The sequence below is a fragment of the Leptothrix toolikensis (SeqCode) genome, assembly GCF_057922285.1.
In genome coordinates this window covers 12716-32232 of sequence record NZ_JBYSVC010000001.1, presented here as the reverse complement: position 1 = coordinate 32232, position 19517 = coordinate 12716, and the positions used below count along the sequence as shown (strand labels likewise).

Here is a 19517-nt window from a genome sequence, read left to right as displayed (position 1 = left end):
AACATTTCTGCACCATGAATAAATCCAATCTCAAGAAATACGCCCCCGCCGCTCGGCGCGACTTCATTGCCAGCGTGACGCAGCGTGCGCAGTTGTTGGGCATCAGCTTGGGGGTGGGTGGCGCGCAGGCGGGCAAGGTGTTGGCTGAGCCCTGCGAGGTGCATGGTGAGGTGGCGTTGATTGCCGGTCGCCCGTGGCCGGCCCATGTGCAGGGTCAGCGCGAGATGTTGCTTGAGCGCTTCGCCCGCGACGGCTATCACGCCACGTTGGAGGCCATTGCCTACACCTGGTTCAACCGCCTGGCCGCCCTGCGCTACATGGAGCTGCACGACTACCTGGGCCACGGCCGGCGCGTGCTGAGTCACCCCGAAGGGGGGCTGTTGCCTGAGGCGCTGGCGCATGCGCTTGAGTTGGCAGAAAACGGTGATTTGCCGGGTTTGCGGGCGGACAAGGTGCGCGAACTGAAATTGACCAACCAAGACGGCGAGCTGTATCGCCGGGTGTTGTTGTCGCAGTGCAATGCGCTGCACCGGGCGATGCCTTTTTTGTTTGAGCGCTTGGACGACGAGACCGAACTGCTGCTGCCCGACAACTTGCTGCTGAGCGACGCCATCGTCGCCAAGCTCGTAGTCGAGATCCCTGAAGAGGACTGGACCGAGGTCGAAGCCATCGGCTGGCTCTATCAGTTCTACATCAGCGAGAAGAAGGACGAAGTCATCGGCAAGGTGGTCAAGAGCGAGGACATCCCTGCCGCCACCCAGCTCTTCACGCCCAACTGGATCGTGCAGTACCTGGTGCAAAACAGCGTGGGCCGCCTGTGGCTGATGGCCAACCCCACCAGCCTGCTTGCCAGCCAGTGGCCCTACTACATCCAGCCGGCCGAGCAGACGCCCGAGGTGCAGGCCCAGCTCGACGCACTGATCCAGACCCGCATCCGCGAGGACGGCGAGGCGCTCAACCCCGAGTCCATCACCGTGCTCGACCCGGCCTGCGGCAGTGGCCACATCCTGGTGGTGGCCTACGACGTGCTCAAGGCCATCTACCTAGAGCGTGGCTACCAGCCCCGGGCCATCCCGCGCTTGATCCTGGAGAAGAACCTCTACGGCCTGGACATCGACGACCGCGCCGCCCAGCTCGCCGCCTTCGCCCTGCTGATGAAGGCCAGAGCCGACGACCGCCGCCTGTTCAACGACCCGCCCAAACTCAACGTGCTGAGCCTGCAAGAAAGCAAGGGCCTGGATGCAGCCGCCCTCACCCAAGCCCTCAACGCCGTTCGTGCCACCGCCCCCACCGTTCGTGCTGAGCTTGTCGAAGCACATGTCATCCGCCAACTGCTCACCACTTTTGAGCACGCCAAAACCTTCGGATCCCTGATCCAAATCCCCCCCGCCCTCACCGCCCAACTCGCCCTAATCACCCCCGTTTTGCAACAAGCCCTGCAATCCGGCGACCTCTACGCCCAACAAGCCGCCAAGGATGTGTTGCCGCTGGTTTGGCAGGTGTTGGTGCTGGGGATGCAGTTTGATGCGGTGGTGACGAATCCGCCGTATATGGGCGGAAAGGGAATGAATCAAGGACTTAAGGACTTCGCTACCGAGAATTTTGAGAGCGCAAAATCAGACCTCTTTGCGATGTTTATCGAGCGTGGATTTGGCTCGTGCAAGTCTACAGGCTTCCTTGGTATGGTGACGATGCAGAACTGGATGTTCTTGTCATCGTTTGAAGTAATGCGAAGTCAACTTCTTGCGAACCGTACAATTTCAAATTTGATACAGATCGGGTACAACAGTTTTCCAGAGTTGAATTCCAAAGTCGCTCAAGCCTGCGCATTCTCTCTAATGGTGAGGCGAGTAGAGAAATATTCTGGCTGTTATGTTGATCTCAATTCGGCGTCGCAGTCTGCCGACAAGCGAGATGTGTTCTTGTGTCGAACTGCCGCTGAATCATATAACGCTATTCAAAATAACTTCAGTGTAATACCTGGAAACCCAATAGCGTACTGGTTGAGCGAGAGAGTTCGCCGTGCGTTCCTCTCCGGAACGGCGCTTGAAAAGGTCGCCAGTCCTCGGCAAGGGCTTGCGACAGGAGAGAATGCGCGTTTCGTTCGAAGTTGGTCTGAAGTTTCAGCCTCCAATACAAGCTTTCGCGAATCGTCGGTGGTCAGTTCTTTTGCCTCGCTGAAGCGATGGTTTCCATACAACAAGGGGGGAGACTCGCGGAAGCGGTACGGGAATCAAGAGTTTTTGGTTGACTGGGAATCTGATGGAAAGCGAATTCGGACATTTTTTGACGATGCTGGAAAGTTGCGTTCCAGGCCTCAGAACACTGAGCATTACTTTAAATCGTCGGTGTCATGGTCAAAGATTAGCAGTGGCATTCCATCATTCCGCTACTTTCCTTCTGGATTCATCTTTGACGTTGCCGGAACGTCGATATTTTCCGATGATAACGCCCTTCTATTCGGCATACTGGGATTTTCGAATTCAATAGTTGCCCGGGTGTTTCTTCAGGCGACTTCTCCCACGCTAAATCTTGAGGTGGGCCATATATGTGCGCTGCCGTTTAAGGCGCTGAAAACCTGCTTAGACTGCGTCGGCAGGGCCGTTGATATATCAAGGGCAGACTGGGATCACTTTGAGGTTAGCTGGGGTTTCGTTGCGAACCCAATGGTGATGCACGCTGGAGCGGCTATTGCTGATATTGGATCTGAGTCATCAGATCTGAACGGGACTATTCAGAAGGCATGGCAGGATTGGGCAGCGAGTTGTGTTCGTGCAATAGAGGAGTTACGGCACATCGAGGAGGTAAACAATCGGCTATTCATCGAAGCCTACGGGCTTCAGGACGAACTTCGCCCCGACGTCACCGCAGATCAAATTACGCTCGCCCGCGCTGACCGGGAGAAAGACTGCCAGCGCCTGATTTCCTACGCCATCGGCTGCATCATGGGCCGCTACAGCCTGGACGAACCGGGCCTGATCTACGCGCACGCCAACAACGTCGGGTTCGACCCGAGCCGCTACGAGAAGAAATTCCCGGCCGACGACGATGGCATTGTGCCGATCACCTTTGAGAGCTGGTTCGAGGACGACGCCGCCAGTCGCGTGCGGGAGTTTGTGCGGGCGGTGTGGGGCGCGGAGACGCTGGAAGAAAATATGGTTTGGTTGGCGGAGAGTTTGGGTGCCAAGGGGGGTGAGACGGCGGATGAAACGATTCGGCGTTATTTGGCTGACAAATTCTTCAAGGACCACCTGCAAACCTACAAAAAGCGCCCGATCTACTGGCTTTTTAGCAGCGGGAAACTTGGCGCATTCCAAGCCATCGTCTACCTGCACCGCTACTTTGACGGCACCCTCGCCCGCATGCGGGCCGAATATGTACTGCCCCTGATCGGCAAACTGCAAACCCGCGTCGAAAGCCTAGAAGCCGACATCCTTAGCGCCAGTTCTACGGCTGCCCGCACCAAGCTCAACAAGCAGCTTGAAAAACTCAAGAAACAACACCTCGAACTGCACACCTTTGAAGAAAAACTGCGCCACCACGCCGACATGCGCATCTCGCTTGATCTGGACGACGGCGTGAAAGTTAACTACGGCAAGTTTGGCGACTTGCTGGCGGAGGTGAAGGCCATCACAGGTGGAAAGGACGACGAATGAAAATCAAATCGCTGCATTTCAACGCGGTCGGGCCGTTGCAGGACGAGTCCTTTGACTTGACTGATGACTGGACGGGTGGCATCCATACCCAGGTGCTGCTGTCGGGGCCGAATGGCTGCGGCAAGTCCACCGTGCTGCGTGCCGTGGCGATGCTCTGGGAGGCGGCGGGGTACTGGCTGGATCAGCGCAAGCAACTGCCCAAGAATCACCCCGTGAGACTCTGGCTGCAACGCTGGGGTGGCGTCGGTGTGGTTTTGGCCGATACCGGTGTGACTGGGGATGCCCATACACCGCTGGGCCTATTTTTTGGCGATGCGAGTGGGTTTGCTGAGTTGAAGAAGACCCATCTCGATGTGCATTGGCTGGGTGAGTCGGTGGTGCGCGGTGCGGTGGGCGCGCCCAGGAAGACGCTGGTCGTGCCTGAAGAGCATTGGTTGACCAAGTTCTCTGACGCGCGCAAGAAGATGATTCTTGGCTTTGATGGCACGGCCCTGCCCAACATCGTTTTCATGGACGCCGAGGAACGCCGCTGGGTCACGCCGAAAAGGCGAGTCGGAGAGTTTCTGGCCGAGTCTCCGCAGCTGCGCTGGTTGCCGCGTTATCTGGCAACCGACGACTGGGACAGCCAGCTCGAAGCCTCGCTCATCAACCTCAAGCTGACCCACGAAGCCAAGTTCAAGAAGGTGCTGAGCGACCTGAACGCTTTTTTGTTTGACAAGAGCATCGAATCCGATATGCCAGAGGGCAGCAATCGGCTACGAGTTAGGCTCAAAAGCGGGAGCAAGGGTTTCATCACGCTGGATGATCTGAGCGCCGGTGAACATCAGGCGCTGATCATGATCTACCTGATTGCGCGCTGGGCTGAAAAGGGCTGCGTGGTGCTGATCGATGAGCCGGATCTGTATCTGCATCCGTCGCTGATTTCGCTGCTGCTGTCGCGTCTGGAAAACATGGTGCGCGAGCTGGGGGGGCAGTTGCTCATCACTTCGCATATTCGGACGGTATGGGATCGATATGAAACCGCCGGTCGGCGCATCGAACTTGGGGCGCAACATCCATGACCAAGGTTGAAGAGAGTCGCCAACGGATCTTGGCGTCGATCGGTGCCACGGGCCGTGCCGCGCTAGTGGTGGAAGGCGTGGATGATCTGGATGCCTTCCGCTTGTTGCTGAACAAACGCGATAGAAACTGGGAAAGCCGTTGGGTACTGGAGCAGGCGCAAGGCAAGAAAAACGCCAAAGCACTGGCAGCACTAGTGAAAGATAAGTATCCCCAGTGGCGGATCATCATCGATCGAGATGAAGCCACGGCAGAGGAGCTAAGTACCCTGCAACAAGAGCTGCCCAACCTGAAGCCTCTGCCACGCTTCTGCATCGAAAGTTATGTGAGTGACCCTGCGGAGCTGTGGGAGGCACTGCCGGTGGCCATCAAGCCCAGCAAGCCGGATGCCTTCGCGCAGTTTTATGCCGAGCTGACAGGCCCGCTGTCCGACTGGCGCCGGCATGCCGCACTCTGGAACGTCATCAATCCGCTGTGGTCGAGGTTGAGGGCGGAAGGGTTTAACGACCAAGTCTTGCAGCCAGACCAAGTGCCAGACGATGCCACCTTGCGAAGCACGCTCACGACTTGGTCCGATGTGGTGAATGCGGAGCGGGTCTTTGCGGCGTTTGAGGCTGAACAGGCACGCGTCGCAGCGCTCGACGAAACCACGTTCGTGCGAACCACGCTCTATGCCAAGAAGTTCTATCCCCTGGTGGTTCATCAGGTGCTGAATCGCTGGATCGGACAACGAAGTGAAAAAGCTCACCGGACGGCCCTGTTTCAAACTCTGCCGCTGCCGGCCGATCTGGAGCCGATCTGGAACTGGATGGGATTGGCATGAGTTCAGACAAGCGACTCACCGAAGCGCTGGCAGCGGCATTTACCAATCAGCAAGCGGTTTTCTGGCACGACGTTGATCAGGAGTTCTCGGCGATGCTGCCGAACCTGAATCTGGGCGAGCAGGTCGAAATCGTGCAACTCGATAAGCGCGCGGCGCTGCACGTCAAGCTCGATGTCGAGGCCAACTTGGCCGCCGGTGGCCAGCGGCGCTGGCTGTTCTATAGCAACCAGCCCGAGCCCGAACCTGCCAAGGACTGGTTGCTGGATATTCGCCTGCGGGCCAAGACGTTCAGGGCGGACAGCACCTCGATGCTGCTGGAGGAGCTGGGTTTGAGTTCGCTGACGCTGGCTCCGCATCTGAAGTTGCGCCGCAAGTTCTTGCGCGCCAAGGACCGGGTCGAGCGGCTCAAACGGCTGGTGTTGCCCAGCGATGACGCCGAAGCTTTGGACCGCAAGATGATCGCCGTGCTGCTGCGCAGCGATGAGTCCGACGTGCTGGCTCTGGCCATGCATGTGCTCAAAGACTTGCCCTTGTCGGTTGGCGTGCTGGTGGATGTGGTGCCCAAGAGCTGGAGCGAGATCGTTGCCAACGAGCTGGACGGGGCCTTCTGGCTGATGATGGCGCGGCACTTGGGCTACCAAGAAACCACACCCGCACTGCCGGACTTGCTGGTTCGGATGTTGGTGACAGACTTGGTGCGCAACCTGCGTGGACCCTGCCCGCCTGAGCTGGTGCATCTGGTCTTGCCCGACAAAGTGCTTGCGGCCAATGCCTCGGTGCTGGCCGGGCGTTGGCGTAGCGATTTGCATGGGCATGCATCCTACGCAGAGCTGTCGGCGGTGATCGCACAGACGCTGGCGCTCAGTACACGCTTGGCAGCACTGAGCCCTGAAATCTTGGCCGAAGCCATGACCTTTGCCGTGCTTGATCAACTCATCATCGCGGCGCTCAAGGCCCGCGTGATCCGTCAAGGCGGTGCCGCGTTGGAGGGCGTGCGCGCTTTGGCCGGCCGCCGCCGAGACGGGCCGTGGGTCAGTCGGCTGCTGGCAAGCACGAGTGACTCGACCCGAGCCCTGGGGGCTTGCTATGACGCCCTCGAAGCTGCGGCTGAGTTTTTAGCCCTCAAGGAGCGCCACGCCCAAGGGCTGAGTTTTGCCAGCGCGGCCGACGCCGTCGAGCGCTATCGCCACGAGTTGTTCAAGTTTGACCAGCTCTACCGCCGGGTTCATCACGCCGCAGCGCAGGTTGAACCCATGGGCTGGGGCTTGCTGCATGAACTGCGTGATGGGGTCGAGAGCGCCTACGCGGGCTGGTTCATGCCTCAGCTGTCTCTGGCTTGGGACACCTTGCTGGCGGGTCCAGAGGGCTTGCTTCAGACATGGGCGCTGGCGTCGGCCGCGCCCCAACAATACTTTTTCGAAGACCGAGTCGCCAAGGGGCTTAGGGGCAGCATCAAGCGCGTGTTTGTGATCATTTCGGACGCGCTGCGCTACGAAGCCGCTGAAGAACTCGGCCGCCAGATCAACAGCAAAAATCGCCTCGTTGCGCAACTCGATGTGATGCTGGGGGTGCTGCCGAGCTACACGTCACTGGGTATGGCTGCGTTGCTACCGCACAAAACGCTGGCCTACCGAGGCACCGAAGTCTGGGCAGATGACCAGCCGACAGCGAGTCTAGAGGCGCGTGACGCTCTGCTCGCGCAGCACGGTGGCATGGCGATCAAGGCCGATGAGTTGCTGGCGCTGGGCCGGGTCAAGGGGCGCGAGCGCATCCGTGATCAGCGGATCGTGTACGTCTATCACGACCGCATCGACATGCTGGGCGACAAGCAGGTATCCGAAGGCCAGACCTTCGACGCCGTGGCTGAGACGATCAACGAGTTGCAGAGCCTTGTTCGATTCATCATCGACACCCTCAACGGCACGCTGGTCATGGTGACGGCCGATCACGGCTTCATCTATCAGGAGTCGGCCCTGGACGAAGCGGATAAGGCCGTGCTTGGCGACAAACCCGAGGGCACGCTCAAGGCCAAGAAACGCTACCTGCTCGGGCGCGATCTGCCGGCCACCGCCAAAGCTTGGCGCGGCAACACCGCCACCACCGCCGGCACGACACCGGGCGAGACCAGCTTAGACTTTTGGGCTCCCAAGGGCACGATGCGTTTTCACTTCGCCGGAGGCGCACGCTTTGTGCATGGCAGCGCCATGCCTCAGGAGGTTTTGATTCCGGTCCTGAGCGTGCGTGAAAGCGAAGCTGCCAGCGCCAAGACCCGCATGGTTGATCTGAGATTGATCGGCTCATCGAACCGCGTCGTGACCAATAAACAGCGCTTCGAGTTCATCCAAAACGAGGCGGTGTCAGAGCGCGTGCTCGCCCGCACAGTGTTGATTTCTCTGCGGGATGGCCCGGATTTGATCAGCGACGAACAAACGCTGACCTTCGATAGCTGCTCAGAACACATGAATGACTGGATCCATTCGGTCTTCCTGACCGTGCGGGCCGGCAGCTACGACCGCTTGCACGACTACCACTTGGTGGTGCGTGATGCTCAAAGCCAAGTCGAAGTAATGCAGCGCTCAGCGGTGCGCATTGACTTGGCTTTCTCAAATGATTTCTGAGGTGGGTGCAGAGATGAACACGATCAGTGCTGATATCGACACATTGCTGCCCAGGCACTTTGCGGGCAAGGTGGTCCGCAAAGATTTGACCAAACTGATCAAGGAAGGAGCCAACGTGCCGGTGTATGTGCTGGAGTATTTGCTCGGCATGTACTGCGCTTCGGACGATGAAGCCACGATTGAGCAAGGCTTGCAGAGCGTGAAACGGATCTTGGCGGAGAACTATGTCCGCCCAGATGAGGCCGAAAAGGTCAAGTCGAAGATCCGTGAAAGCGGTAGCTACAAGGTGATCGACAAGGTCACCGTCAAGCTCAACGAGAAGCGGGATGTCTATGAGGCGCTGCTGTCCAACTTAGGCGTCAAGAGTGCCGAGATTGCGGATCGCATCGTGCGCCAGTTTGAGAAGCTGCTGGTGGGTGGCATTTGGTGCATCGTGACGCTGCGCTATTCCTTCGAAGAGAACCAGAAAGGCTCGCCCTTCATCGTCGAGGATCTGAAGCCGATCCAGATGCCCAACATGGACATGCAAGCACTGTTCGAGGGCCGACGACAGTTCAGCGACGACCAATGGATCGATGTACTGATTCGCTCGACCGGCATGGAGCCGACAGCGTTCAAAAGTCGCGTGAAATGGCACTTGCTGGCCCGCATGATTCCGCTGGTCGAGAACAACTACAACTTCTGCGAACTGGGGCCACGCGGCACCGGCAAGAGCCACATCTACAAGGAAATCAGTCCCAACAGCATCTTGGTGTCTGGCGGACAGACGACGGTAGCGAACCTGTTCTACAACATGGCGGCCCGCAAAGTGGGGCTGGTGGGTCTGTGGGACTGCGTGGCCTTTGATGAGGTGGCTGGGATCAACTTCAAGGACCACGACGGCGTGCAGATCATGAAGGACTACATGGCCTCGGGCTCGTTCAGCCGGGGGCGGGAGTCGATCAACGCCAATGCTTCCATGGTGTTCGTCGGCAACATCAACCAAAGCGTCGAGTCGCTGGTCAAAACCTCGCATCTACTGGCCCCGTTTCCCGAGGCGATGATCGATGCGGCTTTTTTCGACCGTTTTCACGCCTACGTGCCGGGTTGGGAAATCCCGAAGATGCGCCCAGAGTTCTTCACCAACCAGTTCGGCTTGATCGTTGATTACTTGGCTGAGGCGCTGCGAGAGCTGCGCAAGATCAGCTTTGCGGATGCCATCGACCCACACTTCAAGCTGGGCAACAACTTGAACCAGCGCGACACCATCGCAGTGCGGCGCACGGTCTCGGGCTTGCTCAAGCTGCTCTGCCCGCATGGCGAGTTCAGCAAAGAGCAGGTGCGGGTTTGCTTGGTCTACGCCCTAGAAACCCGGCGGCGCGTCAAAGAGCAGCTCAAGAAGATCGGTGGCATGGAGTTCTACGACGTGCATTTCTCGTACATCGACCTGAGCACACAGCAAGAGCACTTTGTCTCGGTGCCTGAGCAAGGCGGGGGCGGTTTGATCCCCGAAGGTCGCTTGAACCCCGGGGTGTTGCACACCATCAGCATGGGCAGCAGCATGCCCGGTGCCTACCGCGCTGAGATCCAAGCCATCGCCGGTAGCGGCAAATTGTCGGTGTCTGGGGCGTTGTCACGCGAGCCGGTCCGGGTGGCTTTTGATTACTTCAAAGCCCATGCCCAGCGAGTTAGCGCCTCGATTCGACCGACGGAACGCGACTTTCATGTGCATTGGGTGGAGCTACAAAGCAGCGGCCCGCCCCAAGCTATCACCTTGATGAGCTTCATTGCCATGTGCTCGGCCGCTTTGGGCAAGCCCGTGCAAAGCCAAATGGTGGTGATGGGCGATATGAGTCTCGGCGGCACGATCACACAAGCGCGCAACTTGGCAGAAAGCATGCAAGTCGCCTTTGATGCTGGTGCCAAACGCATCTTGCTGCCCATGTCCAGCGTCACCGATTTGCCCACCGTACCGGGTGAACTTTTCGCCAAGTTCCAAACCAGTTTCTATGCCGATCCGGTGGATGCTGCGTTCAAAGCACTGGGCGTGGAGTAACTCAACGGCTGAGTTTTTCAATGTGCTCGACGGCATAACGCACGCCATGTTCTTGGGCCATGGCGTGCCCAAGCGCTTTGGCGCGGTTGCGGACTTCGTCTTGCTCTGCCCAGGCGATCATCTCCTTGAGCTGGTCAGCGTGGATGCGCGTGTGCGGCACCGCAGGGGGGGCCACCCCGGCGCGTGCGAGCCGGTCGGCCCAGAAGAACTGATCGCCGGCAAAGGGGATCACCACCGAAGGCACGCCCGCTCGGGCTGCCGTGTGCGAGGTGCCCGCGCCACCGTGGTGAATCACCACCTTGGTCAGCGGGAAAAGATGGTCGTGCGGCACCGCGCCGATCAGGCACATGTTGCGCGGCAGATCCATGGCGGTGATGCCACTCCAGCCCGGGAAAAACAAGGCGCGCTGACCGTCGATGGCTTCGATCAACGTGGTCAAAAGGGTGCGCTGATCAAAGCCCGCCATGCTGCCAAAGCCGACGTAGATCGGCGGCGAGCCGTCCTTGAGGAAGTTCGCCAAGGCTGGCGTGGGTTTCCACACCCCCGAAGGCGCAGACCAAGCCCCGCAGATCTGCCACAGCGAGGACCAATCCTCGGGCCGAGGCACCAGATGTTTGGAAACTCCGTAGAGGATCGGGTAATCCCGCCAAGCCTGTTGGGCCTGTTGGCGTGGCGGCGGAGCATCAGGGATGCTCACCGTGTACTGGGCTCTTTGGATCGCTTTGCGAAACATCCGCCACGACACCGCGTTGACGATTTGATGGCTAAGTCGATTGAGCCAGCCCGGCAGGCGCATGGGCGGCAAGAGCGGTGACGGAAAGTCGCGCGTGGGAGAAATCGGCCACAGGCCCAGACCGATGGCCGGCAGACTGAGATGCTCCGCCGCTGCCAAACCCACATAGCTGGCGATGCCCGAGAACAAAATCGCATCGGCTTTCATGGCCCGAGCCTCGGTCAGCACCGCTTGGAGCCACGCCGTGGTGTGTTCGTTGGCGATGCGGGCCACCGCCTTGGCCATGAGCGAGGCATCCCCACCCTCCATCATCAGCCGCGACAAAGCGCCCCCCGGAGCCACCGTGGCCTTCATGTCACCGGCCAGAGCAAGGGTCGGTACGCCCAAGGCCCTGGCCGAATCCAACGTGGATCGGTCGGCCAGCAACTTGACGGCATGACCGGCATCCATCAAACCCCGGCAAACGCCCACCAAAGGACGCGTGTCGCCTTCGGTGCCAAACGTGATCACGACATAGCGCATGGGTCGCTTCAAACCTCGTTAAGCACCATTCGGGCCGCCACCTTCGGACAGAGCCGCAGCATCTTCATCATCAAAAAGTGCCAGATCGCGCACGTTTTTTTGGACGGCCACGGCCGCAAAGAGGCTCAGTAAAAACGACATGGCGTAGAAGCCTTTTTCACTGGGTGTGAGGTCGGCATTCCAGAGTCCGACCGTCAGCAGCAGCAGCGCCAAACCCAGCGAAACCCAGCACAGCCCGAAGTAGATGCCACTCACTGAGATCCCTTCAAGGCGATCCCGGACCGACTTTTGCAAGGACACCGCCGAGAACAGCCCATACATCAAAACGGTGAAATAAAAGCCCTTCACGCTCAGCGGCATACCGGCATTCCACAGCCCGATCAGAAAGGTCAGCGCGCCAATCAGCAGCGCCGACCACGATGCCCCCACAAAAGCGCCTGTGGGACGTTGAATATGTGATTTCATGATGTTTCCTCCTCCATATCGCCTCAAGGATGCCTGCCTGCTCGCCCCGCTTGCTTTGCGCCAGATCAGCCTGCGTCAGGATAAGCTCTTGCGGCTCATGCGAACTTCGTACAGCACCACGCCGACCACAGCACAGAGCAGCATGATCGGCAAACCATCGGCACTGGGTGAGAAGGTCCAGGTGTGCGTGCGGTTCAGGGTCAAGCCGGTTTCAAGGCTTCCTTGGGCCACGATATTCACCGCAGCATGCAAAGCGAACGCGGGCCAGACCGAGCGACACGCCAAGAAGAGCTCGATGTAGAGGAACTGCATGGCCAGTATTCCCACCCACAGCCGGGGGGCCAAGGTCGCCATGGATTCATTGGTGTAGTTGGCTGAGAGCACATCCAAATAAGGCAGATGCCAAGCAAACCAGATCGTGGCCCCGACGATCAAAACCACCACATAACGAAAGCGCGCCAACAACGCAGGCATCAGATAGCCCCGCCAAGCGGACTCTTCCAGCAAAGCGAAGACCGCAATGCCGAGGAGATCACGCAGTCGTTGGTACCAAGACAAAGGCGCGGTCGAGTGATCCATGACCAAGCCCCCCATGGCCAAACCCAACTTGATCACGCACCAAACCGCAAACATGGCCAACACCGCCACCCCGATGGCAAAACGCACGGGGCGTTGCCGCAAGGCAAAGGGGTTGCTTGCTCCGAGGGTCAAGTCGATGCGCCGAAACCAGCCCGCCAGCAGCGCGGGGGCCAAGATCCACAGCAACATGCCCGGTGTGCCGCCATCGAACCCCGAAACGCCCGCAAGCGGGTCGATCACCCAGCGCGCCATGACCGCTATGGTCAAGGCCAAGGCCCCAAAAAGAAGGGGCAGCAGCAGGGCAGAAGATCGAAGTTTTTGCATGGTGGGCAAGATTTGACCATCAAGAGGCGGAGCCAGTCTATTGAGTCAACCCCCATACCCGACCCCTGGCGACCGCTGCGGCGGCATTGCGCGTTTCCACGCCGAGTTTTTCGTAGACGTGTTCGAGGTGTTTTTTGACGGTAGCGGGGCTGGAGCCAAGGATGTCGCCGATGTCGCGGTTGGTTTTGCCCCGGGTGACCCAAGCCAAGACTTCGGCTTCGCGGGGGGTGAGTTTGAAGGCTTGCATCAGGGCGTCGAGGGGGGCGCTGTCGTCGTCCTCGCGCAGGACCAAGAGCCATTGATCCTCGCCCGTGGCTTCGTGCAAGGTGAAGCGCAGGCGGTGGCGACCGGCGTTCAGTGTCAGGGATGGCGGCGGCGCAGAACCTGGCCAAGCGCCGCCCAGGCTACCCATGCTAGCCATGGTGAGGCGCTGCAACCACGCGATCAGCGCGGGCGGGGCCAAGCGGCCGTCGCTGGCAAAGTGGGTTTCGAGCAGCTGGCGCGCCAAGGCGGTTTGCCAGACAAGCCGACCGTCAGGCACCTGCACCACCAAAGTGGCATGGCCGAAGGCGTCCAAGGCGTTGCGCGCTTGGCGCTGGGCGCGGGCGCTGTGCAAGTGGGTGGCGATGCGCGCCAGCACCTCGCGCACCCGGATCGGCTTGTTGACGTAATCGGTGCCGCCAGCCGCAAAGGCCGCCAGCACATGCTCGGTGTCGGTCAGGCCGGTCATGAAAACGATCGGAATCGTGGCAGTGGCGGGTTCGGCCTTCAAGCGGCGCGCCACTTCAAAACCGTCCATGCCCGGCATCACGGCGTCGAGCAAGATCAGATCGGGCTGCGCTTGCGCGGCGCGGCTCAGGGCGGAAGGGCCGTCGGTGGCCACCAGCACGGTGTAGCCTGACTCGTCGAGCGCGTCGTGCAGCACGGCCAAGTTGTCGGGCACGTCATCAACGATCAGGATCAGATCGGTGCTGCTGCGGTCAAAGCCAAGGTCTTGGTTCATGGCGATCATGGCGATGAGGTGGGTGGCAAAGCGTGTGACAACGCTTGTTGAATCGCAGCGTCCAAAGCGTTGAGCTGGCAGGCGCGGGCCAGAAGTCGCAGCTGCGCCAAAAGCGGTCGGTGACGGTCTTCGGGGCCAAGCTCGGTATCGAGCGTATCCAAAAGACGCAGCACCCCGCGCACATGCCCCAGCGCAGCAGCCGAGCGGACCGCTTGCAGCCCTGAGCACAACGCTGAGCTCAGGGCGGGCGGCGGATCTGTGAGCAGAGCAAATATCGGCAAGGATGTGGGCGATGTGGATGTGGGTGCTGGCAACGCCGCCACGCTGGGCAAAAAGAGCTTGAGCCGAAACACCGTGCCCACCCCCGGCGTGCTCTCGACCGTCAACTCGCCGCCCATCAAATCGGTCAGCATGCGGCTGATGGTCAGCCCCAGCCCGGTGCCGCTGCCGGTGCCCTGCCCTTCACTCGGCCCAGCACCAGCGGCCGCGCCGCGCTCGAAAGGCTCAAAGACCCGCGCCAGCTCGTCGCGCGTCATGCCGGGCCCCGTGTCGCGGATCTCAAAGCGCGCCATCTCGCGGGTGTAGCCCACCCACAGCACCACCTCGCCTTGGCGGGTGAACTTGACGGCGTTGCCCAGCACGTTGATCAGGATCTGGCGCAGGCGCTTGTCATCGGCGCGTACGGCTTCGGGCAAACCGACTTCCAGCAGGGTTCTAAAGCCAAGGCCTTTGGCGGCGGCTTGCAGCTCAAAGAGCTGACTGATCTCGCGCAGGCTTTGCACAAAGCGCATCGGACGCACGTCCAGACTCAGCTTGCCGCTTTCGATGCGCGCCAAGTCGAGCGTGCCCTCGATCAGCGAGAGCAAATGATCCCCGCCCCGGTGGATCACGCTCAGCGCGTGCCGCCGATGGGCCGGCATGCTGGCGTCTTCCTCCAGCAGTTGGGCATAACCCAGGATGGCGTTGAGCGGCGTGCGCATCTCGTGGCTGATGGTGGTGATGTAGCGGCTCTTGGCCTGATTGGCCGCATCAGCGCGCCGCTTGGCCTCTTGCAAAGCCAGATCGGTTTGGCGATGGCGCGCGATCTCGTCTTGCAAGGCTTGGGTCTGGCGCTGAGCTTCCTCCTGCGCCACCCGCCGACTTTGCTGCGCCAGCACCAGCCACCATACGCCCACCCCGGCCAGCACACTCAGGGCAGCAAAGGCTTTGAGCGCGCCCAAACTCAGCAAGCCCCCCAGCAGCGGCAGCACCCCCAGCATCAGCACCAAGTAGTCGCCCAAACCTTTGTCGAGATAGGGCCCGAGCGCACGCGGCAAGAGCCGCTGCAATACCCATCTCAGCAGCCGCACGCTCTGCACCGACCAGCGCGCCTCGGGCGGTTTGCAGCGGTCTTGGCAGCGCGCATCAAGGGTGCAGCACAGCGAACAGATCGAGCCGCCGTAAGCCGGGCACACCGCCATGTCTTCGGCCTCAAACGTGCCGGCACACACCGTGCAGCCACAAGCGTGTGCTGAAAGTTGGGTGGGCAAGCGCGCCAGATAAAAACGCCCTTGGGTCGCCCAAGCGATCAGCGGCGAAACCGACAACGCCGTCAGCAGCGCGATCAGGGCCGACCACGCTTGGGCCAAGGCCCCAAAAGCGCCCAAGTGCGCTGCGATCGACAAAGCCGAGGCCAAGCCCATGGCACCCACGCCCACCGGGTTGAGGTCATGCAAATGCGCGCGCCGAAATTCGATCCCCTTGGGCGACCAGCCCAACGGTTTGTTGATGAGCAGATCGGCCACCACCGCCATGAACCAGCTGATGGCGATGTTGGCGTACAGCCCCAGCACGCCGCCCAAAGCTTGGAAGAGATCCATCTCCATCAGCAGCAGCGCAATGCCGATGTTGAACACCAGCCAAACCACCCGACCGGGATGGCTGTGGGTGAGGCGGGCAAAAAAGTTCGACCACGCCAGCGAGCCGGCGTAGGCGTTGGTGACGTTGATCTTGAGCTGCGACACCAGCACCAACAGCGCCGTGGCCGCCACCGCCAAGTCGTAGCGCGAGAACACCTCTTCAAAAGCCCCCAAGTACAGCTGGTTCGGATCGACCGCGCGCTCCAGCGGCACCTCGTGGGTCACGTCGTGGCTCAAGGCCAGCCAAGCCAGCAAGGCCCCACCCAACATCTTCAACACCCCCGGGACCACCCAACCCACCCCGCCGAGCAAGGTGGCCGCCAGCCAGCGGCCTCTCCCAAGGGTGGCGCGCTCGGGCATGAAACGCAGGTAATCGGCCTGCTCGCCCATTTGGGTGATGAGCGCCATCCCGACCGTGAGTGCCGCACCAAAGGCCTGCGCATCGACATGCGTCAACCCCGCTTGGCCGCCGTAGCCCGCCAACTCGGCCAGCACGCCAGGATGGTGCGCAAAGACAAACACATAGGGCGTGATCAACAGCAGCAGCCACAGCGGTTGGGTCCAGACCTGCAAACGGCTGAGGGTGCGGATGCCGTGCGTCACCAGCGGCAGCACCACCAAAGCACAGATCAAGTAGCCCCAAGCGGGCGGGATGTCGAAGGCCATGTCCAAGGCGTAAGCCATCACAGCCGCTTCGAGGGCAAAGAAGATGAAGGTGAAACCGGCGTAGATCAGCGAGGTCAGCGTCGAGCCCAAGTAACCAAAACCGGCCCCTCGGGTGAGCAGATCCATGTCCACGCCGTAGCGTGCGGCGTACACGCTGATGGGCACGCCCGCCACCAAAATGATCAACCCAGTGGTGAGGATGGCAAGGGCAGCATTGACGAAACCGTACTGCACCAAAAGTGTCGCCCCGACCGCTTCCAGCACCAGAAACGACGCCGCGCCCCCGAAGGCCGTGTTCGCCACCCGCCAAGCGCCCCAGCGGCGGGCTGAGCGCGGGGTGAAGCGCAAGGCGTAATCTTCAAGCGTTTCGCTGGCGACCCACGCGTTGTAGTCGCGCCGGATTTTGATGACGTGCTGGGTGGGCTCAAGGGTCGATGGCGGATGCATACCCGCTCCTGTTCAAGAATCGCACCAGCTGCGCGCCGACTCAGGCAAGCTGGCATCCATCCTGCAAGGACGCACCCCATGGAACTGACCCCGCGTGAAAAAGACAAGCTGCTGATCTTCACCGCCGCCTTGCTGGCCGAGCGTCGCTTGGCCCGGGGGCTGAAGCTCAACTACCCCGAGGCCGTGGCCCTGATCAGCGCGGCCATCATGGAAGGAGCCCGCGACGGCAAAACCGTGGCCACCTTGATGAGCGAAGGCAAAACCATCCTCACGCGCCATCAGGTCATGGACGGTATCCCCGAGCTGATCCCCGACATCCAAGTCGAAGCCACCTTCCCCGACGGCACCAAATTGGTGACTGTGCACCAACCGATTGCCTGAGCGCCCACTAGAACGCCCCGCATTGGGGCCACAGACACCATGAGGCTCTTCATGACCCCGCGACACACGCCTTTTCTTGGTTTGATCCTGCTGCTTAGCTCCTCTTGGGCGCTGGCCCATGAAGGTCACGGCCTGCCTGGGGCGGCGCATTGGCACAGCACCGATGTGGTGGGCTACATCGCCTTGGCGTTGATCGGACTGGTGCTTTGGCTCAGCGGGAGGAAATGATGATTCCCGGCGAACTGTTTACCGATGATGGCGAGCTCATCCTCAACCCCGGTCGGCGCACGCTGAGCCTGGTGGTGGAGAACGCCAGCGACCGCCCCGTTCAAGTCGGCTCGCATTACCACTTTGCCGAGACCAACGCCGGGCTGCGCTTTGACCGCGCGGCCGCGCACGGCATGCGGCTCAACATCGCCAGCGGGCTGGCGGTGCGTTTCGAGCCCGGCCAACAACGCACGGTTGAGCTGGTGGATTACGCCGGGGATCGACAGGTCTACGGTTTTCGCGGTTTGGTGCAAGGAGCCCTCTGATGGCCACGCTGGGTAAACGCGCTTACGCTGAAATGTTCGGCCCCACGGTGGGCGACCGCCTGCGGCTGGCCGACACGAACTTGATCATCGAAGTTGAAGCCGACTACACCTTGCGCGCTGGCGGCTACGGCGAGGAGGTGAAGTTTGGCGGCGGCAAAACCATCCGCGACGGCATGGGTCAGAGCCAGCGCATGAACGGGCCGGGTGCGGGGGATGCGGTGGACTGCGTAATCACCAACGCGCTGATCCTCGACCACTGGGGCATCGTCAAGGCCGACATCGGCTTGCGGGGCTCGCGCATCTGCGCCATCGGCAAAGCGGGCAACCCGGACGTGCAACCGGGCGTGGACATCGTCATCGGCCCCGGCACCGAAGTGATCGCGGCCGAAGGCCTGATCGTCACCGCCGGGGCCATTGACACCCACATCCACTTCATCTGCCCGCAGCAGATCGAAGAAGCCCTGAGCAGCGGTGTCACCACCATGATCGGCGGCGGTACCGGCCCGGCCACCGGCACCTTTGCCACCACCTGCACGCCCGGCCCCGAAAACCTCGCCCGCATGCTGCAAGCGGCCGACGCTTTTGCGATGAATCTGGGCTTTCTCGGCAAAGGCAACGCCAGCCGCCCGGAAGCCCTGCGCCAGCAGGTTGATGCCGGGGCCATCGGCCTGAAACTGCATGAGGACTGGGGCACCACGCCCGCCGCCATCGACTGCTGCCTGAGCGTGGCCGAAGAAACCGACGTGCAAGTGGCGATCCACAGCGACACGCTCAATGAATCGGGCTTTGTCGAAAACACCGTCGCCGCCTTCAAAGGCCGCACGATCCACAGTTTCCACACCGAAGGCGCGGGCGGCGGTCACGCGCCCGACATCATGAAAGTGGTGGGCGAGGTCAACGTGCTGCCCTCATCGACCAACCCCACCCGGCCCTACACCATCAACACGCTGGATGAACATCTGGACATGCTGATGGTTTGCCACCACCTCGACGCGGGCATTGCCGAGGACTTGGCCTTTGCCGAATCGCGCATCCGCCGCGAGACCATCGCCGCCGAAGACATCCTGCATGACCTGGGTGCCATCAGCATGTTCTCCTCCGACAGCCAAGCCATGGGCCGCGTTGGCGAGGTGCAAATCCGCTGCTGGCAAACCGCGCACAAGATGAAAGAGCAACGCGGTTCGTTGCCCGGCGACACCTCACGCAACGACAACACCCGCGTCAAACGCTACCTCGCCAAACTCACCATCAACCCCGCGTTGGCCCACGGCATCAGCCACGAGGTCGGCTCGATCGAGGTCGGCAAATGGGCCGATCTGGTCTTCTGGCGTCCGGCTTTTTTCGGTGTCAAACCGAGCCTGATTTTGAAAGGCGGCTTCATCGCCATGGCCGCCATGGGCGACCCCAACGCCTCGATCCCCACGCCGCAGCCCGTCCACTACCGGCCGATGTTTGGCGCTTACGGCGGCGTGGTGGCCCGCACCTCGCTCACTTTCCTCAGCCAAGCCGCCACCTCAGCCGGTGTGGCTGAACGCTACGGCCTGCGTAAACAAACCTCCGCCGTCAAAGGCTGCCGCAGCGTCCAAAAAACCGACATGATCCACAACGCCTACCTGCCGGTGATGGACATCGACGCCCAAACCTACCAAGTCCGCGCCGACGGCCAACTCCTCACCTGCGAACCCGCGACCTCGCTGCCAATGGCGCAGCGGTATTTTTTGTTTTGAGGATGGGGGCCGGTGCGCAATACCTTCGGCTGGCCCCTTCCAACAGCG

Annotated in this window: 14 protein-coding genes; 9 read left to right on the top strand and 5 right to left on the bottom strand. The window is 60.9% G+C overall.

What is annotated here, in order from left to right; all coding sequences use genetic code 11:
- The first annotated feature begins 14 nt into the window (after window positions 1–14).
- From pglX to brxL, 5 genes are read left to right on the top strand one after another with little or no spacing between them, the layout of a single operon-like run.
- A complete protein-coding gene (gene pglX, locus AC3VI7_RS00135; protein ID WP_489671169.1) occupies window positions 15–3656 on the top strand; it encodes a BREX-1 system adenine-specific DNA-methyltransferase PglX in 3642 nt (1213 codons plus the stop codon).
- Entirely contained in the window at window positions 3653–4717 is a 1065-nt protein-coding gene (locus AC3VI7_RS00130; RefSeq protein ID WP_489668626.1) for an AAA family ATPase, read from the top strand. Before pglX ends, AC3VI7_RS00130 begins: the two co-directional genes overlap by 4 nt.
- Window positions 4714–5538, top strand: coding sequence for a hypothetical protein (locus AC3VI7_RS00125; RefSeq protein ID WP_489668625.1), 825 nt, complete (start codon window positions 4714–4716; stop codon window positions 5536–5538). The genes AC3VI7_RS00130 and AC3VI7_RS00125 overlap by 4 nt, the downstream gene beginning before the upstream one ends.
- Entirely contained in the window at window positions 5535–8156 is a 2622-nt protein-coding gene (gene pglZ / locus AC3VI7_RS00120) for a BREX-1 system phosphatase PglZ type A (protein ID WP_489668624.1), read from the top strand. Before AC3VI7_RS00125 ends, pglZ begins: the two co-directional genes overlap by 4 nt.
- Before the next feature lie 13 nt (window positions 8157–8169).
- Entirely contained in the window at window positions 8170–10191 is a 2022-nt protein-coding gene (gene brxL, locus AC3VI7_RS00115; RefSeq protein WP_489668623.1) for a protease Lon-related BREX system protein BrxL, read from the top strand.
- 1 nt (window position 10192) lies between these two features.
- On the opposite strand, the gene AC3VI7_RS00110 is transcribed toward brxL, so the two are convergent.
- From AC3VI7_RS00110 to AC3VI7_RS00090, 5 genes are all read right to left on the bottom strand, one after another.
- Entirely contained in the window at window positions 10193–11446 is a 1254-nt protein-coding gene (locus tag AC3VI7_RS00110) for a glycosyltransferase (RefSeq protein ID WP_489668622.1), read from the bottom strand.
- Window positions 11447–11464: 18 nt separating this feature from the next.
- Window positions 11465–11911, bottom strand: coding sequence for an inner membrane protein YiaA (gene yiaA, locus AC3VI7_RS00105; RefSeq protein ID WP_489668621.1), 447 nt, complete (start codon window positions 11909–11911; stop codon window positions 11465–11467).
- A 75-nt stretch (window positions 11912–11986) separates the two neighbouring features.
- Window positions 11987–12814: a CPBP family intramembrane glutamic endopeptidase gene (locus tag AC3VI7_RS00100; RefSeq protein ID WP_489668620.1), complete on the bottom strand. Its 828-nt coding sequence runs from the start codon at window positions 12812–12814 to the stop codon at window positions 11987–11989.
- Between the two features lie 37 nt (window positions 12815–12851).
- Window positions 12852–13826, bottom strand: a complete 975-nt coding sequence (locus AC3VI7_RS00095) for a response regulator (RefSeq protein WP_489668619.1) — start codon at window positions 13824–13826, stop codon at window positions 12852–12854.
- Entirely contained in the window at window positions 13823–16828 is a 3006-nt protein-coding gene (locus tag AC3VI7_RS00090) for an ATP-binding protein (RefSeq protein WP_489671168.1), read from the bottom strand. Before AC3VI7_RS00090 ends, AC3VI7_RS00095 begins: the two co-directional genes overlap by 4 nt.
- Window positions 16829–16906: 78 nt before the next feature.
- Between AC3VI7_RS00090 and AC3VI7_RS00085 the strand changes: the two genes are divergently transcribed.
- From AC3VI7_RS00085 to ureC, 4 genes are read left to right on the top strand one after another with little or no spacing between them, the layout of a single operon-like run.
- The gene (locus AC3VI7_RS00085; protein WP_369415857.1) at window positions 16907–17209 is read left to right on the top strand and encodes an urease subunit gamma; all 303 of its coding nucleotides are present in this window, start codon (window positions 16907–16909) and stop codon (window positions 17207–17209) included.
- A 51-nt stretch (window positions 17210–17260) separates the two neighbouring features.
- On the top strand, window positions 17261–17437 hold the full coding sequence (locus tag AC3VI7_RS00080) for a hypothetical protein (RefSeq protein ID WP_489668617.1): 177 nt from the start codon (window positions 17261–17263) through the stop codon (window positions 17435–17437).
- The gene (locus tag AC3VI7_RS00075) at window positions 17437–17742 is read left to right on the top strand and encodes an urease subunit beta (protein WP_489668616.1); all 306 of its coding nucleotides are present in this window, start codon (window positions 17437–17439) and stop codon (window positions 17740–17742) included. The genes AC3VI7_RS00080 and AC3VI7_RS00075 overlap by 1 nt, the downstream gene beginning before the upstream one ends.
- Window positions 17742–19469: an urease subunit alpha gene (gene ureC, locus AC3VI7_RS00070; protein WP_489668615.1), complete on the top strand. Its 1728-nt coding sequence runs from the start codon at window positions 17742–17744 to the stop codon at window positions 19467–19469. Before AC3VI7_RS00075 ends, ureC begins: the two co-directional genes overlap by 1 nt.
- Window positions 19470–19517: the final 48 nt, after the last annotated feature.

Coding starts and splice junctions, on each gene's coding strand:
- pglX (WP_489671169.1), top strand. CDS start 15: ATGAATAAATCCAATCTCAAGAAATACGCCCCCGCCGCTCGGCGCGAC.
- AC3VI7_RS00130 (WP_489668626.1), top strand. CDS start 3,653: ATGAAAATCAAATCGCTGCATTTCAACGCGGTCGGGCCGTTGCAGGAC.
- AC3VI7_RS00125 (WP_489668625.1), top strand. CDS start 4,714: ATGACCAAGGTTGAAGAGAGTCGCCAACGGATCTTGGCGTCGATCGGT.
- pglZ (WP_489668624.1), top strand. CDS start 5,535: ATGAGTTCAGACAAGCGACTCACCGAAGCGCTGGCAGCGGCATTTACC.
- brxL (WP_489668623.1), top strand. CDS start 8,170: ATGAACACGATCAGTGCTGATATCGACACATTGCTGCCCAGGCACTTT.
- AC3VI7_RS00110 (WP_489668622.1), bottom strand. CDS start 11,446: ATGCGCTATGTCGTGATCACGTTTGGCACCGAAGGCGACACGCGTCCT.
- yiaA (WP_489668621.1), bottom strand. CDS start 11,911: ATGAAATCACATATTCAACGTCCCACAGGCGCTTTTGTGGGGGCATCG.
- AC3VI7_RS00100 (WP_489668620.1), bottom strand. CDS start 12,814: ATGCAAAAACTTCGATCTTCTGCCCTGCTGCTGCCCCTTCTTTTTGGG.
- AC3VI7_RS00095 (WP_489668619.1), bottom strand. CDS start 13,826: ATGATCGCCATGAACCAAGACCTTGGCTTTGACCGCAGCAGCACCGAT.
- AC3VI7_RS00090 (WP_489671168.1), bottom strand. CDS start 16,828: ATGCATCCGCCATCGACCCTTGAGCCCACCCAGCACGTCATCAAAATC.
- AC3VI7_RS00085 (WP_369415857.1), top strand. CDS start 16,907: ATGGAACTGACCCCGCGTGAAAAAGACAAGCTGCTGATCTTCACCGCC.
- AC3VI7_RS00080 (WP_489668617.1), top strand. CDS start 17,261: ATGACCCCGCGACACACGCCTTTTCTTGGTTTGATCCTGCTGCTTAGC.
- AC3VI7_RS00075 (WP_489668616.1), top strand. CDS start 17,437: ATGATTCCCGGCGAACTGTTTACCGATGATGGCGAGCTCATCCTCAAC.
- ureC (WP_489668615.1), top strand. CDS start 17,742: ATGGCCACGCTGGGTAAACGCGCTTACGCTGAAATGTTCGGCCCCACG.